Origin of the sequence: Scatolibacter rhodanostii (genome assembly GCF_900197595.1) — a bacterium.
GTDB lineage: Bacteria > Bacillota > Clostridia > Oscillospirales > Acutalibacteraceae > Scatolibacter > Scatolibacter rhodanostii.
Window position 1 is genome coordinate 41,108 of sequence record NZ_FZLO01000004.1, and the last position, 16,595, is coordinate 57,702.

Annotated in this window: 13 protein-coding genes; 8 read left to right on the plus strand and 5 right to left on the minus strand. The window is 40.5% G+C overall.

Features of this window, described 5'->3' with window-relative positions; translation table 11 throughout:
- Positions 1-18: 18 nt before the first annotated feature.
- Positions 19-2,751, minus strand: a complete 2,733-nt coding sequence (locus CS931_RS09130; RefSeq protein ID WP_099205480.1) for an AAA family ATPase — start codon at positions 2,749-2,751, stop codon at positions 19-21.
- A complete protein-coding gene (locus CS931_RS09135; protein WP_099205481.1) occupies positions 2,748-3,890 on the minus strand; it encodes an exonuclease SbcCD subunit D in 1,143 nt (380 codons plus the stop codon). The genes CS931_RS09130 and CS931_RS09135 overlap by 4 nt, the downstream gene beginning before the upstream one ends.
- Before the next feature lie 357 nt (positions 3,891-4,247).
- On the opposite strand from CS931_RS09135, the gene CS931_RS09140 reads away from it, so the two are divergent.
- Positions 4,248-5,648, plus strand: coding sequence for a D-alanyl-D-alanine carboxypeptidase family protein (locus CS931_RS09140; RefSeq protein WP_099205482.1), 1,401 nt, complete (start codon positions 4,248-4,250; stop codon positions 5,646-5,648).
- A gap of 171 nt (positions 5,649-5,819) precedes the next feature.
- Here CS931_RS09140 and recG read toward each other — a convergent pair whose 3' ends face one another.
- From recG to CS931_RS09155, 3 genes are all read right to left on the minus strand, one after another.
- Positions 5,820-7,856 carry an ATP-dependent DNA helicase RecG gene (gene recG / locus CS931_RS09145; RefSeq protein WP_099205483.1) on the minus strand — a complete coding sequence of 679 codons (2,037 nt, stop codon included), beginning with the start codon at positions 7,854-7,856 and terminating at the stop codon, positions 5,820-5,822.
- A 124-nt stretch (positions 7,857-7,980) separates the two neighbouring features.
- Positions 7,981-9,681: a DAK2 domain-containing protein gene (locus CS931_RS09150; RefSeq protein ID WP_099205484.1), complete on the minus strand. Its 1,701-nt coding sequence runs from the start codon at positions 9,679-9,681 to the stop codon at positions 7,981-7,983.
- A gap of 149 nt (positions 9,682-9,830) precedes the next feature.
- A complete protein-coding gene (locus CS931_RS09155) occupies positions 9,831-10,601 on the minus strand; it encodes a TIGR00282 family metallophosphoesterase (RefSeq protein ID WP_099205485.1) in 771 nt (256 codons plus the stop codon).
- 456 nt (positions 10,602-11,057) lie between these two features.
- Between CS931_RS09155 and CS931_RS09160 the strand changes: the two genes are divergently transcribed.
- The 7 genes from CS931_RS09160 (at position 11,058) to CS931_RS09190 (ending at position 16,447) form a co-directional block, all read left to right on the plus strand.
- Entirely contained in the window at positions 11,058-11,366 is a 309-nt protein-coding gene (locus CS931_RS09160) for a nucleoside triphosphate pyrophosphohydrolase (RefSeq protein WP_099205486.1), read from the plus strand.
- A gap of 108 nt (positions 11,367-11,474) precedes the next feature.
- Positions 11,475-12,422, plus strand: coding sequence for a histidinol-phosphatase HisJ family protein (locus CS931_RS09165; protein ID WP_242964963.1), 948 nt, complete (start codon positions 11,475-11,477; stop codon positions 12,420-12,422).
- Positions 12,423-12,446: 24 nt separating this feature from the next.
- Positions 12,447-12,932 carry an Lrp/AsnC family transcriptional regulator gene (locus tag CS931_RS09170; RefSeq protein WP_099205487.1) on the plus strand — a complete coding sequence of 162 codons (486 nt, stop codon included), beginning with the start codon at positions 12,447-12,449 and terminating at the stop codon, positions 12,930-12,932.
- Complete coding sequence (locus tag CS931_RS09175) at positions 12,922-14,094, plus strand: aminotransferase class I/II-fold pyridoxal phosphate-dependent enzyme (RefSeq protein ID WP_099205488.1); 1,173 nt, start codon at positions 12,922-12,924, stop codon at positions 14,092-14,094. Before CS931_RS09170 ends, CS931_RS09175 begins: the two co-directional genes overlap by 11 nt.
- Positions 14,095-14,466: 372 nt before the next feature.
- A complete protein-coding gene (ispE, locus tag CS931_RS09180) occupies positions 14,467-15,312 on the plus strand; it encodes a 4-(cytidine 5'-diphospho)-2-C-methyl-D-erythritol kinase (RefSeq protein WP_099205489.1) in 846 nt (281 codons plus the stop codon).
- 12 nt (positions 15,313-15,324) lie between these two features.
- Entirely contained in the window at positions 15,325-15,693 is a 369-nt protein-coding gene (locus tag CS931_RS09185; RefSeq protein ID WP_099205490.1) for a DUF550 domain-containing protein, read from the plus strand.
- 109 nt (positions 15,694-15,802) lie between these two features.
- A complete protein-coding gene (locus tag CS931_RS09190; RefSeq protein ID WP_099205491.1) occupies positions 15,803-16,447 on the plus strand; it encodes a stage II sporulation protein R in 645 nt (214 codons plus the stop codon).
- Positions 16,448-16,595: the final 148 nt, after the last annotated feature.

A 16,595-nucleotide genomic window follows, 5' to 3' on the forward strand; every position in this document is an offset into this window, starting at 1 on the left:
TCCTCCCTAATTACTTTTTTATTTTTTAATGCTAGCTCGAGCAAAACCACCTGCACTGCTTTGCACCACAATTTGTGAAGAAACACGTTGTTTCAACTCACTGACGTGAGAAATAATGCCAATCATACGCCCGCTTTCACGCAAAACTGCAATCGCTTTCATCGCTACATCAAGCGTTTCTTGGTCTAATGAGCCAAAACCCTCGTCAATAAAAAGAGCATCCATACGCACTGCCCCTGAATTACGCTGCACCACATCAGAAAGCCCAAATGCCAGCGACAAAGAAGCTAAAAACTGTTCACCGCCTGACAGCGTTTCTATTGAGCGTTTTTGCATGGATTGTCCATCCAATACCTCTAAATCAAGTCCGCTAATAGCATTGCCGCCTGAAGGTTCTTCTTTGCGGCAAAGGCGATAGCGTCCACGGCTTAGCGTAGCAAAAAAGCGATTGGCATACACAAGAATTTCATCCAGCATAATCCGCAAAACATATTGCAAAATGGGCATCTTATAGGGATTGTTGCCCGACAATGATTGTGATATCTTGGCTGATTCAACATACCTTGCTTCCATTTTCATGAGCTGTTCGCTCCAGCTCTGTATCGTCTTTCGTATGCTTATCATTGATTCAAGCCTTGCTGTGGCATTGCCGAGCTGCTCTGATATTTGCAAGCTTTCTGCGCGGTACGCCTCTGTTTGCTGCTTTAATTGTATATAATCCGGCGGTGCACTTTCCGTCCATTTCTGCTGATGAACAAAGAAATCTTGCTCTGCCTTTTGATAAATTTCCTGTGCTGAGCGCAATAACGCTGCGGTTTCTTTTTCTTTCTGCACGGCAGAATCATAAAACTGTCTTATTTTTTCGCTTTGGGCGGATACGTCTTGATACTCTTTCTCTTTTAAGCGAATGGCCTCTATCAACTGTTGCATCTGTTCTTCGCCCTTAAAATCTGTAGGAAGTGTTTTTAGCAAAGCCTCTGCCTGCCATTGCATCGACTGCATTTGCGCTTGTTGTTCTTGAAGCTGTTCTTTTATTTCTTCTTCTTTTGTTTGATATTCGACAAGTCGATTTTTTGCTTTCGGTAAAGAATCAGCCACTTTTTTATGTGCCAATCTTTCTTTTTGCAAGGCTTCAATTTGCACACTCAGCTCTTGGCTATCAAGACTGCTATCTACTCCAAGTTCTGCTTTCTGCAATTCATATTGCTCTTGTATAAGCTTGCCTTGATTCTTTAGGTATTCACAATCTTTCTGATTTTGAATGCTTTCTCTCTCCGCTTTGCTTTTTTGCCCACGCAGTATCGCAATCGTGTTGAGTAAATCAGGTTCTTCTTCATGCAAAGCTAGATTCGGGTGATGAAGTGAACCGCAAACAGGACAAGGTTCTCCTTGTACCAGTTCACCGGCCAATTCAGCAGCTTTGTTGTTTTGCAAAACAGCTTCTTTTTGTGCCAAACTCTCTGAAACGGTTTGAAGAAGTACGTGTTTCTCCTCTGCTTGTTTTTCAGCAAGCTTTATCTTTTGAAGAAAGTCCTCTTTTTGCTTTTGCAGTTCCTTCCATTTTTGTAGCTGCTCGCTTTTTTTCTCCAACTCTGTAATTTGTTCCAACAAGATTGGCCATTTCTGTGCTGATTCTTCAGCTTCTGCTACATATTTTTTGCCGATTATCATTTTCTCTTTTAACTGCTCGTGTATTGTCTGCTCTTCTTGTATGAATTTTCTTGTCTTCTCTGCTTCTTGAAGTAGTGCAGCCGCTTTTTTTTGTGTAGTCATAAGACTTTGTACTGTTGTATATTTCTCTTCTAACAGTGTTTTTTCTTGTGCTACCTGTGTCGCTTTTTTTCTCAAGACTTCACTTTCAGTTTTTTGAATTTCTGCTTTTTGTCGCAGTTCTTCGGCTTGCTGTGCTTGTTGGTTTGATTCCTGCTGCTTATGAGCTGCCTCTTTTCTGATTTTATCAGCACGTACCCAATTTTCAGCTAAAGCAAGGCTGCTTGCGCTTTTCTCCAACTGCTCAGCTAATATTTTCTTTTGATTTTCTAACTGCATTTTGGTGTCGTTTGCCTGTTTTTCAGCCAATTTTAACTCTTCTTCAGAGGCAAGATTCTCTTTTTCTAACAGAGATTTTCGAAAACTTGAAAGCTCTTTCATACTCTCAGAGAGCTTTCTTGTAGAGGCAGCTGCCTTTTCTGCTAGCACTTTCCATTTATGTACCGAAAAAAGTGTTTCCAGCATTTCTCCCTTTTCTTTGGAACTTGCCCGCAAAAATCGGAGAAAATCCCCCTGTGGCAATACAATAACTTGCGAAAATTGTTCACAGGTCAAATGCAAAATCTCTTCTGCTTTTTTCCGCACAGCCGTTTCTGCTCCGCTGGCTAGCAGTTTCCACTTCTCTTCTTGCCAGATAAAACACTCATGTTTGTCGCGGGTGATATAATCCTCTGTACCTCGTTTCAAACTGCGGTAAAGTTCACGGCGAAAGCAATATCTTTCTTTTCCCACTTGAAAATCAAATTCTACTATAGTTGGTGTTTCATCCTCGGCACTAACACAGCGCATACTTTTGAAATCACGACGTCCCCCTGTTGATTTGCAGTAAAGCGCAAAACACATGGCGTCTAAAATTGTGGTCTTTCCTCCACCTGTTGCACCCGATATCAAGAAAAGAGATTCTTCTAAATCAGAAAATACAATTTGGCTTTCTTGTAAATAAGGACCAAAAGCCTGCCATTTTAGTTGAATCGGTTTCATTGCTCCTCCTCCCTTACGCCGTGCATGGTAGCATTAAACCACTTTTCTTCAGCCTCGCCACTCTCCATTTGGCATATTTCAGACAAAAACGAGGTGAATATCGTCAAATCATCCTGCTGTTTTCGGCTTTCAATCTGCTGGGTAGCGGCGGTTTCTGCCACCCAGCGGTTACTGACCGCCAACAAATTGGGGTAATATTCTCGCAAACGTTCGGCCGCCAACAACACGGGATTTTTATCTAACAATTCAATCTCGACATAATCTTCTTTGCCTTCATCAGTTGGATTTTCTTTCGCTTGTTTCATTAAATCTGAAAACTCCCCGCTAATGCGTCTAACCTCTCTTAGCGGTTTAATTTGCACCAGTTCTGTCTCGATATTCGCTTTGGTTAGATTGAGCTTAACAAAAGATTTTTTATGGTGTTGCTCATCTACTGAATATTTCAACGGTGAACCTGCATATCGTCCATTCTTTCCAGCCTTTTGTGCTTTGTGCAGATGTCCAAGTGCAACGTAATCAAAATCCTCCCAAATGTCTGCCGAAACCTCTGCACTGCCGCCTACCCACAAACCACTTTCAGAGTCAGAGGTTAATGAACCGGCTACAAAGCAATGTGAAACCAAAACTTTGGTTGAACCATCTTCAAATTTATCCTTTAACAACGCAACAGCTCGGCGCATACAGGCCGACTCTCCTTTTAAACTATCATCCTGAAAATAATCTCGTACCACCGAGGGGTCAAGATAAGGAAGAAGAAAAATCTGTGCTTTTTCTCCATCTTTTTCCCATGTAATTGGGACTTGAGCGTCATCTAAATTCGTAGAAATATACACTCCGCTCCGGCGCAATAGTTCTTTGGCAAGTGCCATTCTCTCTGCTCCATCATGATTGCCTGCAATAATAGCCACTGGAATTTTCAGCTGTGTCATCTGTGTGAGAAAATGGTCAAATAACTGAATCGCTTCTGTCGAAGCGATTTGACGGTCATAGATATCTCCTGCAATGATGAGAAGATCGGGAGATTCCTCTGCCAATTGCGGATATAGCATTTTATTTAAAAAATATTTTTGATCCTCCAACAAGCTTCTGCCATATAGCATACGCCCTAAATGCCAATCGGATGTATGAAAAATTTTCATGTTATCCTCTTCCTCCTTTATATTGTAGAAGAAAATTAAGAAATTAGCCCTTTAAAAAGAGCTTGAAAGACGGTATAATAAAACTTGTACGTTTAAGAATGCAATTTTTAAACTTTTGTGTTATTGTGAGAAAATAGAATTATCTCTATTGCTCACATGGATTGCATTTAAAACAGTTTTGCTTTAAATCTAGGTTGGTTAGATTCTATTATACCATGAAGTAACTATGTCGCACACAATAAAATATACTTTATTAAACTGATTTTTTACTATACATACGCCGTCTCGCTATCTCTACTATTATCTTACACAGTCATTTCTCTATGGAAATCTCTTGACTGGAAAGGATCTGAATCTATGCTTAAAAAAATCTCTTCTCTTCTTCTCGCACTGACAATTACCTTGTCTACTTTTGCGCTGAAAGCATCCGCAGAAGGTTTTCCGTATACGTTTAACGACGGTGCTCCACATTCAAAATCTATTCTCATGCTGAATGTAGACACTGATTCTGTTGTCTATGCGAATAACCCTGACGAACAGCTTTCTATCGCCTCTCTAACCAAGATTATGACGTATATTGTAGCATACGAAAATATCCCTGATATTGAGACCACCGTGATTACCATTCCGCAAAGTGTGGCTGATGATTTAGCCAACACAGGAAGTTCCCTTGCTAAAATTGAGGTTGGAGAAGAATTGACAGGCTTACAGCTTTTAAATTTGATGATGATTCCCTCAGGAAATGATGCTGCTTTATCTTTGGCAAAATATGTGGATGGCCTACAACTGACGCCCACTTCGCTCGGCATAGAAAACGCTGAAAATCCTGACACACCTCTCACTTTTGTTGATTTGATGAACAGGAAAGCCAAAGAGCTCGGTTGTGAAAACACTCACTTTGTCAACCCCCACGGACTTTATGACCCCGAGCACTATTCAACCGCACGCGATATGATGAAGATTGTGCAATATGCGCGCAGCTTGCCTAAATTTACACAAATCACTGGTCAAACTTATTATGAACTGCCCCCCACAAACATGAGAAGTGAACCACTGACGGTTTATACCACCAACCGTTTACTCTTACAAAACGGTGACCCTGATTATTACTACCCTTATGCAACGGGCATTAAGACTGGTTCTCTCGACCAATCAGGATATTGTCTAGCCTCCTCCGCTGTTTATGAAGGCTACACCTATTTAATCGTAGCATTGGGCAGTCCTTATATCGATGCAAACGGCGAACATATTGAAGAGCAAGGCGAAATGTTAGACTCATATGAACTCTATAAATGGGCCTTTACACAGTTGCAATTAAAAACGGTTGCGACTACCGGACAGCTTATGGCAGATGTCGAACTAAACTATGCTTGGCGCAAAAATCGAATTCAACTGGTTGCCGGAGAAGATGTTACGGTTATTCTTCCTAATGAAGTAGAGATTTCTAGCATGATTACCACCTTGGATATTCCAGACAGCGTAGACGCACCTGTTAAAAAGGGTGACATTGTTGGTACTGCCACCTTGAGTTATGCTGATGAAAAAGTGGCCACTGTTTCTTTAGTCGCTGCTGAATCAGTAGAACGCAGTGACGTTATGCTGACCTTAGAACAAGGCAAATCAATTTTCACCTCAGGTTGGTTTAAGCTGTTGGCAGGCGGCATTCTTTTACTGATTATTATTTACATTATTCTAACCATTGTACATAATAAACGGCGCAAACAGCGTACAAGCGTGCGACGTTACCGCGATATGTGATTTTTATACTGAATCAAACAGGGAGCTTGCCGTATAAAATATGGTAAGCTCCCTGTTTTTGCATAGATTTTTTATCGTGCTTCGTTTCCTGTCTTACAACAAATTGGTAACTAAACCAGTTCCTATTTTTTGAAGTTAATTGGCTGCGAATATAAACTAAGTAAGGCATTCTCAATTAAATGTTAGGTCTTGTGACTTAGAAAAAAGCAATCGGATTTCGGCACGCAAAAAGCGATACGGCTCTTCTTGTATTTCTTCACTTTCTAGAAGCTGTCTCGCGCATTCCTGCGATTTTTTTAATATTTCTATGTCAGACATCATATCGGCAATTTTAAGCTGAGGCAGACCATGTTGTCTTTTTCCAAAAAAGTCACCTGGCCCTCTTAATTTTAAATCTGCGTCGGCAATTTTAAAGCCATCACTAGAAGAGCAAATAATCTTGAGCCTCTCAATTGTATCTTCCTGCTGAGAATCCGAAACCAAAATACAGGTTGATTTGTGTTTTCCCCTGCCAATTCTGCCTCTCAACTGATGAAGCTGAGACAAACCATATCGCTCTGCATTTTCAATCAGCATGATAACCGCATTGGGCACGTCTACTCCCACTTCAACCACCGTGGTTGCCACCAATAAATCTAACTCTCCCTTAGCAAAATTCTGCATGACTTGTTCTTTTTCTTTGGCTTTCATCTTGCCATGCAAAATGCCAATCGTGTTTTTAGGAAAAAAGGCGGCCACGATTTTCGCATAGGCAGTCACGCTGGTTAATTCACTTTCTCCTTCTTCAATTAAAGGACAAATTAAATACCCTTGTCTGCCTTCCTCTAAATGCTTTTGTACGTATCCAAAAGCGCGTCTCCTCTTGCCAGAATCAATAAGAAATGTCTCTATTTTTTGTCGTCCAGGCGGCAGCTCGTTTAAAATAGAAATATCTAAATCTCCATAAATCATGAGTGCTAATGTACGTGGAATCGGTGTGGCGCTCATGACGAGCAAGTGAGGATGTTCTCCCTTTTGTGCCAATGCGGAACGCTGGCCTACTCCAAATCGATGTTGTTCATCGGTGATAACCAAACCCAAATTTTTAAAAGCTACTGTCTCGCTGATTAACGCATGTGTGCCTATTAAGAGATCAATTTCACCGGCGATTAACTCTTCGGCAATTCTTTTTTTATTCTTTGGGGTAACAGAACCCGTTAGTAACTCTACCTTTATGCCACACTTTTCTAGTAAAACTTGCAGAGAATTAAAATGCTGATTTGCCAAAATTTCTGTGGGAGCCATAAAAGCGGCTTGCTTGCCAGACTTAATGACTGCAAAACATAAGGCAGCCGCCACTGCTGTTTTTCCGCTTCCTACATCACCTTGAATCAGGCGATTCATAGGAGTTTTACCCGCCATGTCATCAATCGATTCTTGAATAGCACGCTTTTGTGCTCCTGTCAGCTCAAAAGGCAGCAACTCTGCAAATTCGTCTGGAAATTGGGAGGAAACGAGATGAACATTATTTTCTTTGCGGCGACTTTTTATTTTCATTAGACCCAACTGCAGCACCAAGAATTCTTCAAAAACCAATCTCGTTTTAGCAGTCGCTAACTCTTGTTCTGATTTTGGAAAATGAATGTTTTCAAGTGCAAATGACAAATGGCACAACTCATACTGCTGGCGAAGTTCTGCCGGAAGAGGATCCTTGACAGTCTCTCCTAAAAGAAGTAACGCTTGTTTTACCGCATCTGAAATCATGCGAGAAGAAAGACCTTGCGTCTGCGGATAGACAGGAAGAATCGGCAGATTTCTTGATTCTGGTAAAAAGTCAGGTGACGTCATCTCTTTTTTGATAAACCCACTTGACACTTTACCTCGAAAAAGGTACGTTTTTCCTGCATACAACAGACTTTTAATATAAGGATTATTAAAAAAAGTGAGTTGCATTTCACCGCTTTCGTCAGCCACGGTAGTCTTATACAAAATCATGCCGCCCCGAATTCTTTGCTCTGAGGGAGTTGCTAGCACTTCTGCCTTAATGACGTTCACCTCATTTGCCACCGTTTCTTCAATATCGATGGTCTGACTCCAATCTTCATACGTACGGGGATAAAACCGAAGTAAATCTCCCACTGTCGGTACACCAAGCTTAGCAAAGAGTTCGGCTCTCTTTTTACCCACACCTTTTAGCGTATCAATCGGTTTTCCAAAAAGAGAAGACATCCTTTTTCTCCTTTCTTTGCATACTATGCTTATTTTGCTGCAATCTTATATCTAAATCAAAATAAGAATAAAGAAAAAGCCAACCACCGCTAAACTGGGAGGTTGGCTCAACGCTTACTTTATATCACACAGGTTCTGATTCGACAGAAATAATAAAGTAATACACAGGCTGACCGCCATTGACCACTGTAATTTCTGTATCACCTTTTAAACGTGAAGAAATTTTCTGCTTCGCTTTTTCTGCCTCTTGCTCTGTCACATCTTCACCATAGATTAGGGTGATGAAAGAAGTCGTTTTATTCGTGAGCGCTTTTGCAATCTTCACACAAGCAGATACAGCGTCTTTCTCAACACAGTCTAATTTGCCGTTTTTCAGACCCATGACATCGCCTTGTTTGATTTTACGGCCACCAAACTCAGAATCTCTTGCTGCAAAGGTTACCAAGCCGGTATCTACTCTTTCAGCAGCAGCTAGCATAGCCTTTTTGGCTTCTTCCCCTTCTGCTTCGCCATCAAAAGCAAGCATGGCTGAAATTCCCTGCGGAATTGTCTTAGTCGGCACAACAACCAGCGTTCTGTCTGTTACCATGGGAATAGCCTGTTCTGCGGCCAAGATAATATTTTTGTTGTTAGGAAGCACAAATACAGTCTTTGCCGGTGTAGCAAGTACCGCAGCTACAATATCTTCTGTACTGGGGTTCATGGTTTGACCGCCGCTGACAACATTATCGCAACCTAAATCCATAAACAAGCCTTTTAGGCCATCGCCTGCTGAAACTACCACAAAGCCAACTTCTTTGGTAGGTTCTTTAGGTTCAAATGTTTGCTGATGGGAAACAGTCTCTGCCTTTGCTTTGGCAGCTTCATTCTCTTCGCCAGCCTTGCGGTGCTGCTCTTTCATGTTTTCAATTTTAATGGTCAACAGGCTTCCGAATTCAAGACCTTTTTGCAAAGCTTTACCAGGGTCTTCTGTATGCACATGAACTTTGATGATTTCATCGTCATCTACAACTACAACACAGTCGCCAATGCCCTCAAGATATTTTCTAAGCACGGATGGATTTGTCAGGATTGTGCTGTCTCTGCCCACAATAAATTCAGTACAATACGTGAATGTAATCTCGCTGTCAAATTCTGCGGCAACATTACGGAAAAACTCTTCTGTTTCTGTCTTCTTTTCATCCTCTGATAAACCAGATTCAATCATAACATTATTTTTGAATACGCTCATCATGCCCTCAAAAATCAGGCATAACCCTTTGCCACCAGCATCTACAACACCTGCTTTTTTCAAAACAGGCAGCAAGTCTGGTGTTGCTTTTAGGGCTTCTTCTGCTCCCATACAAATAGTATCCCAAATTTCAACGACGTTGAGTTCATCCATGAGAGCAATCGCTTTGCGGCCTCTTTCGGCTGCAATTCTAGCCACGGTCAGCATCGTACCCTCAGTCGGATTCATAACAGCTTGATAGGCATCTTCCACACCAATTTCTAGCGAACGAACGAGTGTTTCAGCACTGGCTTCTTCTGCATCAGCACAGCCTTTTGAAAAGCCACGAAATATCAATGACAAAATAACGCCTGAATTACCTCTTGCTCCTCTGAGCATAGCAGACGCTGCTTTTTTAGCCACTTCAGCCGCTGAAGCATCTTTAGAAAGCTCTGCAAAAGCAGTTGCAGCCGCTCCTATTGTCATTGACATATTTGTTCCTGTATCACCATCAGGCACAGGGAAAATGTTCAAATCATTCACAAGCTTTTTGCTTCTGATTATATTATTGCTACCTGAAATAATCGCATCTCTTAGCTGACATCCTGAAATCATGTCACACACATCCTTATCCCACTGCTAGTATTTATTTAGTTAATACTACCATATACTCCTTAAAAATACAATGGCAGTTCTGTCAGATCATGTTTTTTTGAAATCTGATAAACTTACAGTTCCGATTATCTTATTATGATATTAAATCATCATCTTATGCTTATTCTTTCAACATTTTTGCAAAAACCCGTTGATTCGTCAATCTCAAAAAGTGCACAATCCATTTTACAATCACCCTTGGCATTATCAAAACGGACAGGCATTTTTGTTCTAAATTTTTGAATCACCAACTCTGGTTTCACACCCAGAGCAGAATCAATTACACCTGTCATACCAAGGTCACTGATATATCCTGTCCCATTTGGCAAAATGCCCTCATCGGCTGTTGGTACATGGGTATGCGTGCCGAATAAAGCGCTGATTTTTCCATCCATATAAAAGGCAAGCGCTCGTTTTTCTCCTGTCGCCTCCGCGTGAAAATCTACCATACGAATCTTAGGCAAATCAGGCTTTGCCAAAATATCTTCCAACGTTTCAAACGGGCAACGAAGATTTTCCATATAAACAGTACCCATTATATTGATAACGGCCACTTGTGTGCGCCCCATATCAATCACTTTATAGCCCACTCCGGGAGCAGAAGATGGATAATTGGCAGGGCGAATAACCGACTCGGCGCTGTCTAAGTAATCATAGACCTCTCTTCTGCGAAAAGTGTGGTTGCCGTTTGTAATGACATCTACTCCGCTAGAAAGTAAATATTCTGCAGAGACCGGAGTAATTCCATTGCCGTCGGCCGAATTTTCTCCATTCGCAATTACCAAGTCAATATTTCTGGCTTTCTTTAAATTCGGAAGATTCTTCCGAAGGAAACCGCAGCCAATACTGCCTACAACATCTCCAATCGCCAGTATATTCATAATTTTCCTTTCTATATTCGGCTATATCTCATCAAGCCAAACATTTTACAATCCTAGCATACCTGCTATTAAACTATTATTTTATAAAGCCACTCGTTATGACAAAACGGATAAGAATTCTCTGCTTTAAAGTACTTTCAATGTGTTTTTTAAGCTGCAAACCCTTTTTACACTATTGTATCCTAAATCTATTTAAAAATAAATTTAGCAATTTCAGCACGAAAATTTCTCATGCCGAGAATTCATTTTCTGCATGAATTCAATAATATTGAATTCTATTGTATCATGTTAGAAAAAGAAAATAAACCCTTTTTCACTAGTGTTTAGGATTCATTCATATTTTAAATATTTCCATTTTTTACCTATTGATGTGTTTTATTACAATATTCTTTGCAAACTGCTTTTAAATCTGCTATAGTAAAAGGAAAATTCCATAAAAAGAGGTAAGAAAACGATATGGCCATTTATAATAAATTGGTTCGGGATAACATTCCTCACATTATTGAAACGAAAGGTAACCTTTCTAGCACAAAACAATTGGACGAGAAGTCTTATTTTTTATCTCTACAAGAAAAACTACAAGAAGAAACTGAGGAATATCTGGAAGATACCAACCCTGAAGAATTGGCTGATATTCTTGAAGTCGTGTATGCATTAGCCGCCTGCCAAAATCTCTCTATTGCTGATTTGGAGGCCATGCGCCTAGCAAAAAGAAAAGAGCGAGGCGGTTTTGATAAACGTGTTTATTTAATTTCTGTCGACTAAAAAAGAATGATATTTCACATTTCTTCTGAAATATCTTGTGTTTTCGCTCTTGATTTTTCTGATTAAACGCTTTTAATCTATCGCCATTATGGTATAATGGAATTCAAAATGGTTGAGTTCATTGAAAACCTCAGGCAAACACTGAATACGACCTACCAAATTACTCTTAATTGCTATCGTTTTTTGAATTTCAAGGGAAGTGATGTCTTGCTGAAAAGTGCCAACTTGCCATATACATATCTATCTGACTGTCACAGCCATAGCTCTTTTTCACCGGATTCTTCTGAATCCATTGATGTTTTATGTCAACGAGCCCAAGAGCTTGGCCTCTATGCTTATACCCTCACAGACCATTGTGAGTGCCATGAATATTTAGGTTCATCACTTGGTTTTGTCTATGCAGAACAAAGTCGTCAAGCTTTTGCTTGCATGACAAAAAAACAAGATGAATTGCGCGGTAAGCTACGTTTTTATAAAGGCGTAGAACTGGGACAACCTATGCAAAATCTAATGGCTGCAGAAGAAGTTTTGCAGCGGAACTATGATTTTGTGCTTGGTTCGGTGCACAACATCAAAGGATATGAGGATTTCTACTTTCTTGACTATCATCAAATATCAGACGAAGAAATTGACAATATTTTGACTGCTTACTTTGATGAAATTATCTCCATGATTGAATGGGGCGGTTTCGACTCGCTTTCTCACCTCACTTATCCGTTGCGATATATTTGCGGTGAACACGGCATTGCTGTTGACTTATCTCGGCACAAAGATGAGATTGAAACCATTTTCTCCTTGCTGATTCAAAAAGGAAAATCAATGGAGATTAATACATCTGGGTTGCGCCAAAAAATTGGTACTACTTTACCTGATTACCCTTTACTGAAACAGTATTACGATATGGGCGGCCGTCTCATCACCATTGGTTCTGATGCACACGTTGCCAAAGATTTAGGAAAAGGCATAGACACCGGATTTGAACTTTTAAAACAGGCAGGATTTAGTGAATTTGCTATCTATGAAAATCGCACGCCAAAATTACTGCCTATTCAATAATGAACTAAAAGGAGAGATATTGCTATGAATCAACTGCTTGAACTTTTACAAGGTGACGCCAAACTTTCTATTCGCCAATTATCTGTTATGCTTGACGAAACAGAAGAAAACATTCAAAAAGCCATTCAGCGTTATGAAAAAGACGGCTTAATCAAGGGATATCACGCCTTAATTAACTGGGAAAGAACAGAAACCCGGCATGCCAGCGCTCTTATCGAACTACGCATCACTCCTAAAAAAGACACGGGTTTTGATGAAATTGCAAACCGCATTGTTGGTTTCCCAGAGGTACAGAGCGTTTATCTCATGTCAGGCGGTTATGATTTGGCTGTATTTGTCACGGCAAAATCAATGTCTGATATTGCCATGTTTGTTATGAAAAGACTATCTCCAATAGAGGGTGTGCTTTCTACTGCCACTCATTTTATTTTAACTCGATATAAAGACGGCGGCGTTGTATTCAGCGACTCCGAAGAAATTGACGAGAGAGGGAGCAATCTTGGTGATTGATTATAGTAAAGTACTTGGCCGCCATGTTCAGAACATCAAGCCATCAGGCATTCGAAAATTCTTTGACATCGCTAGTGAAATGGAAGACGTCATCTCACTGAGCGTGGGAGAACCTGATTTTCTCACACCATGGCATATTCGTCAAGAAGCCATCACGTCTCTGGAAAAAGGGCGCACGCATTATTCCCCCAACCGCGGTTTTACAGAACTCCGTCAAGAAATTGCTAATTATTTAAATCGAAAATGTGCTCTTACCTATGTCCCTACCGAAGAAATTCTGGTTACGGTCGGCGGCTCTGAGGCCATTGACCTTTGTGTCCGCAGCTTAGTGAATCCTGGCGATGAAGTTTTGATTCCTGAGCCTAGTTTTGTTTGCTACGTTCCCATTACAGAAATGGCGGGCGGCGTACCTGTTGTCATCGAGACAAAAGCTGAAAATCAGTTTAAATTGATGGCTGACCAGCTTGAAGAGAAAATCACAGACAAAACCAAGCTTTTAATTTTGCCTTTCCCGAATAACCCCACTGGCGCCGTTATGCGCCGTGCTGATTTAGAACCCATTGCCAAGCTGGTAGAAAAACATAATCTCTTTGTACTTTCTGATGAAATCTACAGTGAGCTAACCTATGGGAAAGAAGCCCACGTTTCGTTTGCTTCTCTACCGGGTATGTGGGAACGAACCATTGTCATCAACGGTTTTTCTAAGTCATATTCTATGACAGGCTGGCGTATGGGTTATGCTGCCGGACCAAAAGAAATTATCGGCTGCATGACAAAGCTCCATCAGTTTGCCATTATGAGTGCGCCCACCACTTCTCAATATGCCGCTATTGAAGCATTGCGAAACGGCGATGATGATATTGCGTACATGAAAACTCAATATGATATGCGCCGCCGCCTAATTGTAGACGGTCTAAACGACATGGGATTAACTTGTTTTGAGCCAGAAGGCGCTTTCTACGTGTTCCCTTCCATTCAGTCAACTGGACTTTCCTCTATGGAATTCAGCGAAAAGCTGATTTATGCCAAACAAGTTGCTGTTGTACCGGGTGATGCCTTTGGCGAATGTGGTGAAGGCTTTCTGCGTATTTCTTATTCTTATTCTATCAAACACATCACAGAAGCGCTCGACCGCATAAGAGCCTTTCTCAAAGAGATATAATACTTGCTAAAATGTCACTAACTAGAGTTTAAACTCATTGTTACACTGTTTTACTTATTTTATCTGATATGTCAAAGAATGATGATATAATCTGTCATTTTCTTTGCTATTGCGTTTTTCTAGAGCGTGTACGCAAACTTTTAGTCCATGTTTATTTCTTCTGAAAAGCATTTTCCAGTGCTAAAAATATTTACGATTTAGGTCTCTATACACCTTATACTGGACTTCTTCTTTTCGATGAAATATTGGTCGTTTTAGTTTGCTCACACGCTCTAGCGGTCGCTTTATCTGCTTTTTTATTATTTTTAAAACGTTCTTTGTCAAAACACCAGTAAATTGGTTACTGGTATCAATAGGAGTTAAATTTCAATTATGGAAATCAAAGCGTACGCTAAAATCAACCTTACACTCGATATCAGCGGTAAACGTGCTGACGGCTATCATAACATTGAAAGCGTCATGCAGTCTATTTCTCTTGCTGACACATTAGAAATTCGTGAAAATAACCTTGGCAAAATTTATTTGAGCAGTAATGTTGCCTCTCTGCCAACTGATGAATCTAACACCGCTTTTAAAGCAGCCAAGTTATTCTATGAATATACCGAAATCAAGAACCGTTATGTCGATATTCGTCTTGACAAGCAGATTCCAGACAAAGCCGGAATGGGCGGCGGAAGTTCTGATGCTGCTGCTGTCTTATGGGCTATGAACGAAATTTATAAGACCAATTTAACCATGCCCGAACTCTTTCGCTTAGGTGCCAAAATTGGAGCTGATGTTCCCTTTTGTTTAGCCGGCGGAACTTGTCACTGCCGAGGAATCGGCGAAAAAATAGCTCGTGTAGACCCTATGCCTGCTTGTTTTTTACTGATTTGTAAACCACCGGCCGGTGTGAGCACTCCACGTGCTTATGCCATGGTCGACAAGCTGCTTTTCTCGGCCCCCACAGGCACACCTAAAATGATAACCGCACTTAAGGGTGGAAATCTACAGCACGTTTCAGCGGCGCTTTCCAATCGTTTTGACGAAGTTTTGTTTTTGCCTCAAGTACAAAACATCAAGAAAGTTATGCGTACCGGCGGTGCTTTAAACGCTATGATGACTGGCAGCGGTTCTGCTGTCTATGGAATCTTTGAAGATCTTGAACACGCCCGAAGCTGCGCTCAAGATTTGCACGGTTATGGCGATTTATTTTTAGCTAAACCCATCAACGTATAAGGGGAGTCTCTTATGAAAGACATCAACTTTTCTCAAATGCAGGAAATACAGAAACACCTTTGGGAGCAAAATCAAGAAACGTGGCGGCCGCTCACTCCTACCTATGCCAGAGAGTCTTTTCTTTGGATGATGGAAGAAACCGGTGAAGCAATTTCTATTATCAAGAAAAAAGGTGACAACGCTATTATGGAAGATGATGTCGTTCGCCGCCATTTTACAGAAGAAATCGTAGACATGATGATGTATCTCAACGATGTGCTCATGCGCTATCAAGTCACACCAGAAGAAATGGCCACCGCCTATCAAGAAAAATATCAGCGCAACTTAAGCCGAAATTTTGTAAAAGAACATCATGATTTATTTCAAGATGAAAAAGAATAATCCTTGCCTTGCTAATTCTCTTAGCAAGGTTTTTATTTTTATTGCTACTTTTGTATAAAGCTACTGCCTTTATCCCATACTTTTGTCAACTACATAGAAAGCTGGGAAAATGATGAATGTTAAAAACTTCTTTCGGTTACCTATAAAAAATGAATCTCTCTGGATTAAATCTATCTGCTCCGCCTTAATAATCAGTATCTTACTAAGTTTTCTTCCCTTTGCGGCTTCTTGTGAAGAGCTATCTGACAATGTTTTTAGACTTCATGTTCTCGCCAACTCAGATTCAGAAGAAGATCAAGCCGTTAAATTGTTGGTTCGTGACAGTGTTTTATTAGAAACGCAAAAATGGTATCAAGGTGCTGATTCATTTGAAGAAACCAATTTTGCTATCTGCACCAATTTGCAATCCATTCAAGCAGCTGCTCAAACGGCCCTATTGGCAAATGGCTCTGATGATAAAGTAGTTGTGAAAGTAACGGAAAAATATTTTACTACAAGAGATTATGAAAATTTCTCTCTCCCCGCCGGAAAATACCGAACATTGCAAGTGGAGATTGGTGAAGCCAAAGGGAAAAATTGGTGGTGCATGGTCTATCCTGCTTTATGCATTCCGGCCGCACAGAAAAGCAATGAGAAAAACCTAGATGAAATGCCCGAAAATGAAAAAGAAATCATCACTAACCCCGATTCTTTTCAAGTTAAATTTAAGATAGTGGAGTGGTTCGAGGGTCTAAAAAGTATGCTTGACTCTTAATTCATGAAGCAGTTCTCCTAAATAAGCAGAAAACAGGAACTTCCTTTTGGAACCTGTTTTCTGCTTTCTGTTTTATCCGGCAAAATAGCTTGAGTCATTTCTTCTCGCATGTTAGAATATAGAAAAGATTTGAAAATAAGTTTACCTA

Excerpts from the sequence above, each read along its gene's own strand:
- CS931_RS09130 (WP_099205480.1), bottom strand. The coding sequence starts at position 2,751 with ATGAAACCGATTCAACTAAAATGGCAGGCTTTTGGTCCTTATTTACAA.
- CS931_RS09135 (WP_099205481.1), bottom strand. The coding sequence starts at position 3,890 with ATGAAAATTTTTCATACATCCGATTGGCATTTAGGGCGTATGCTATAT.
- CS931_RS09140 (WP_099205482.1), top strand. The coding sequence starts at position 4,248 with ATGCTTAAAAAAATCTCTTCTCTTCTTCTCGCACTGACAATTACCTTG.
- recG (WP_099205483.1), bottom strand. The coding sequence starts at position 7,856 with ATGTCTTCTCTTTTTGGAAAACCGATTGATACGCTAAAAGGTGTGGGT.
- CS931_RS09150 (WP_099205484.1), bottom strand. The coding sequence starts at position 9,681 with ATGATTTCAGGATGTCAGCTAAGAGATGCGATTATTTCAGGTAGCAAT.
- CS931_RS09155 (WP_099205485.1), bottom strand. The coding sequence starts at position 10,601 with ATGAATATACTGGCGATTGGAGATGTTGTAGGCAGTATTGGCTGCGGT.
- CS931_RS09160 (WP_099205486.1), top strand. The coding sequence starts at position 11,058 with ATGGCCATTTATAATAAATTGGTTCGGGATAACATTCCTCACATTATT.
- CS931_RS09165 (WP_242964963.1), top strand. The coding sequence starts at position 11,475 with ATGGTTGAGTTCATTGAAAACCTCAGGCAAACACTGAATACGACCTAC.
- CS931_RS09170 (WP_099205487.1), top strand. The coding sequence starts at position 12,447 with ATGAATCAACTGCTTGAACTTTTACAAGGTGACGCCAAACTTTCTATT.
- ispE (WP_099205489.1), top strand. The coding sequence starts at position 14,467 with ATGGAAATCAAAGCGTACGCTAAAATCAACCTTACACTCGATATCAGC.
- CS931_RS09185 (WP_099205490.1), top strand. The coding sequence starts at position 15,325 with ATGAAAGACATCAACTTTTCTCAAATGCAGGAAATACAGAAACACCTT.
- CS931_RS09190 (WP_099205491.1), top strand. The coding sequence starts at position 15,803 with ATGATGAATGTTAAAAACTTCTTTCGGTTACCTATAAAAAATGAATCT.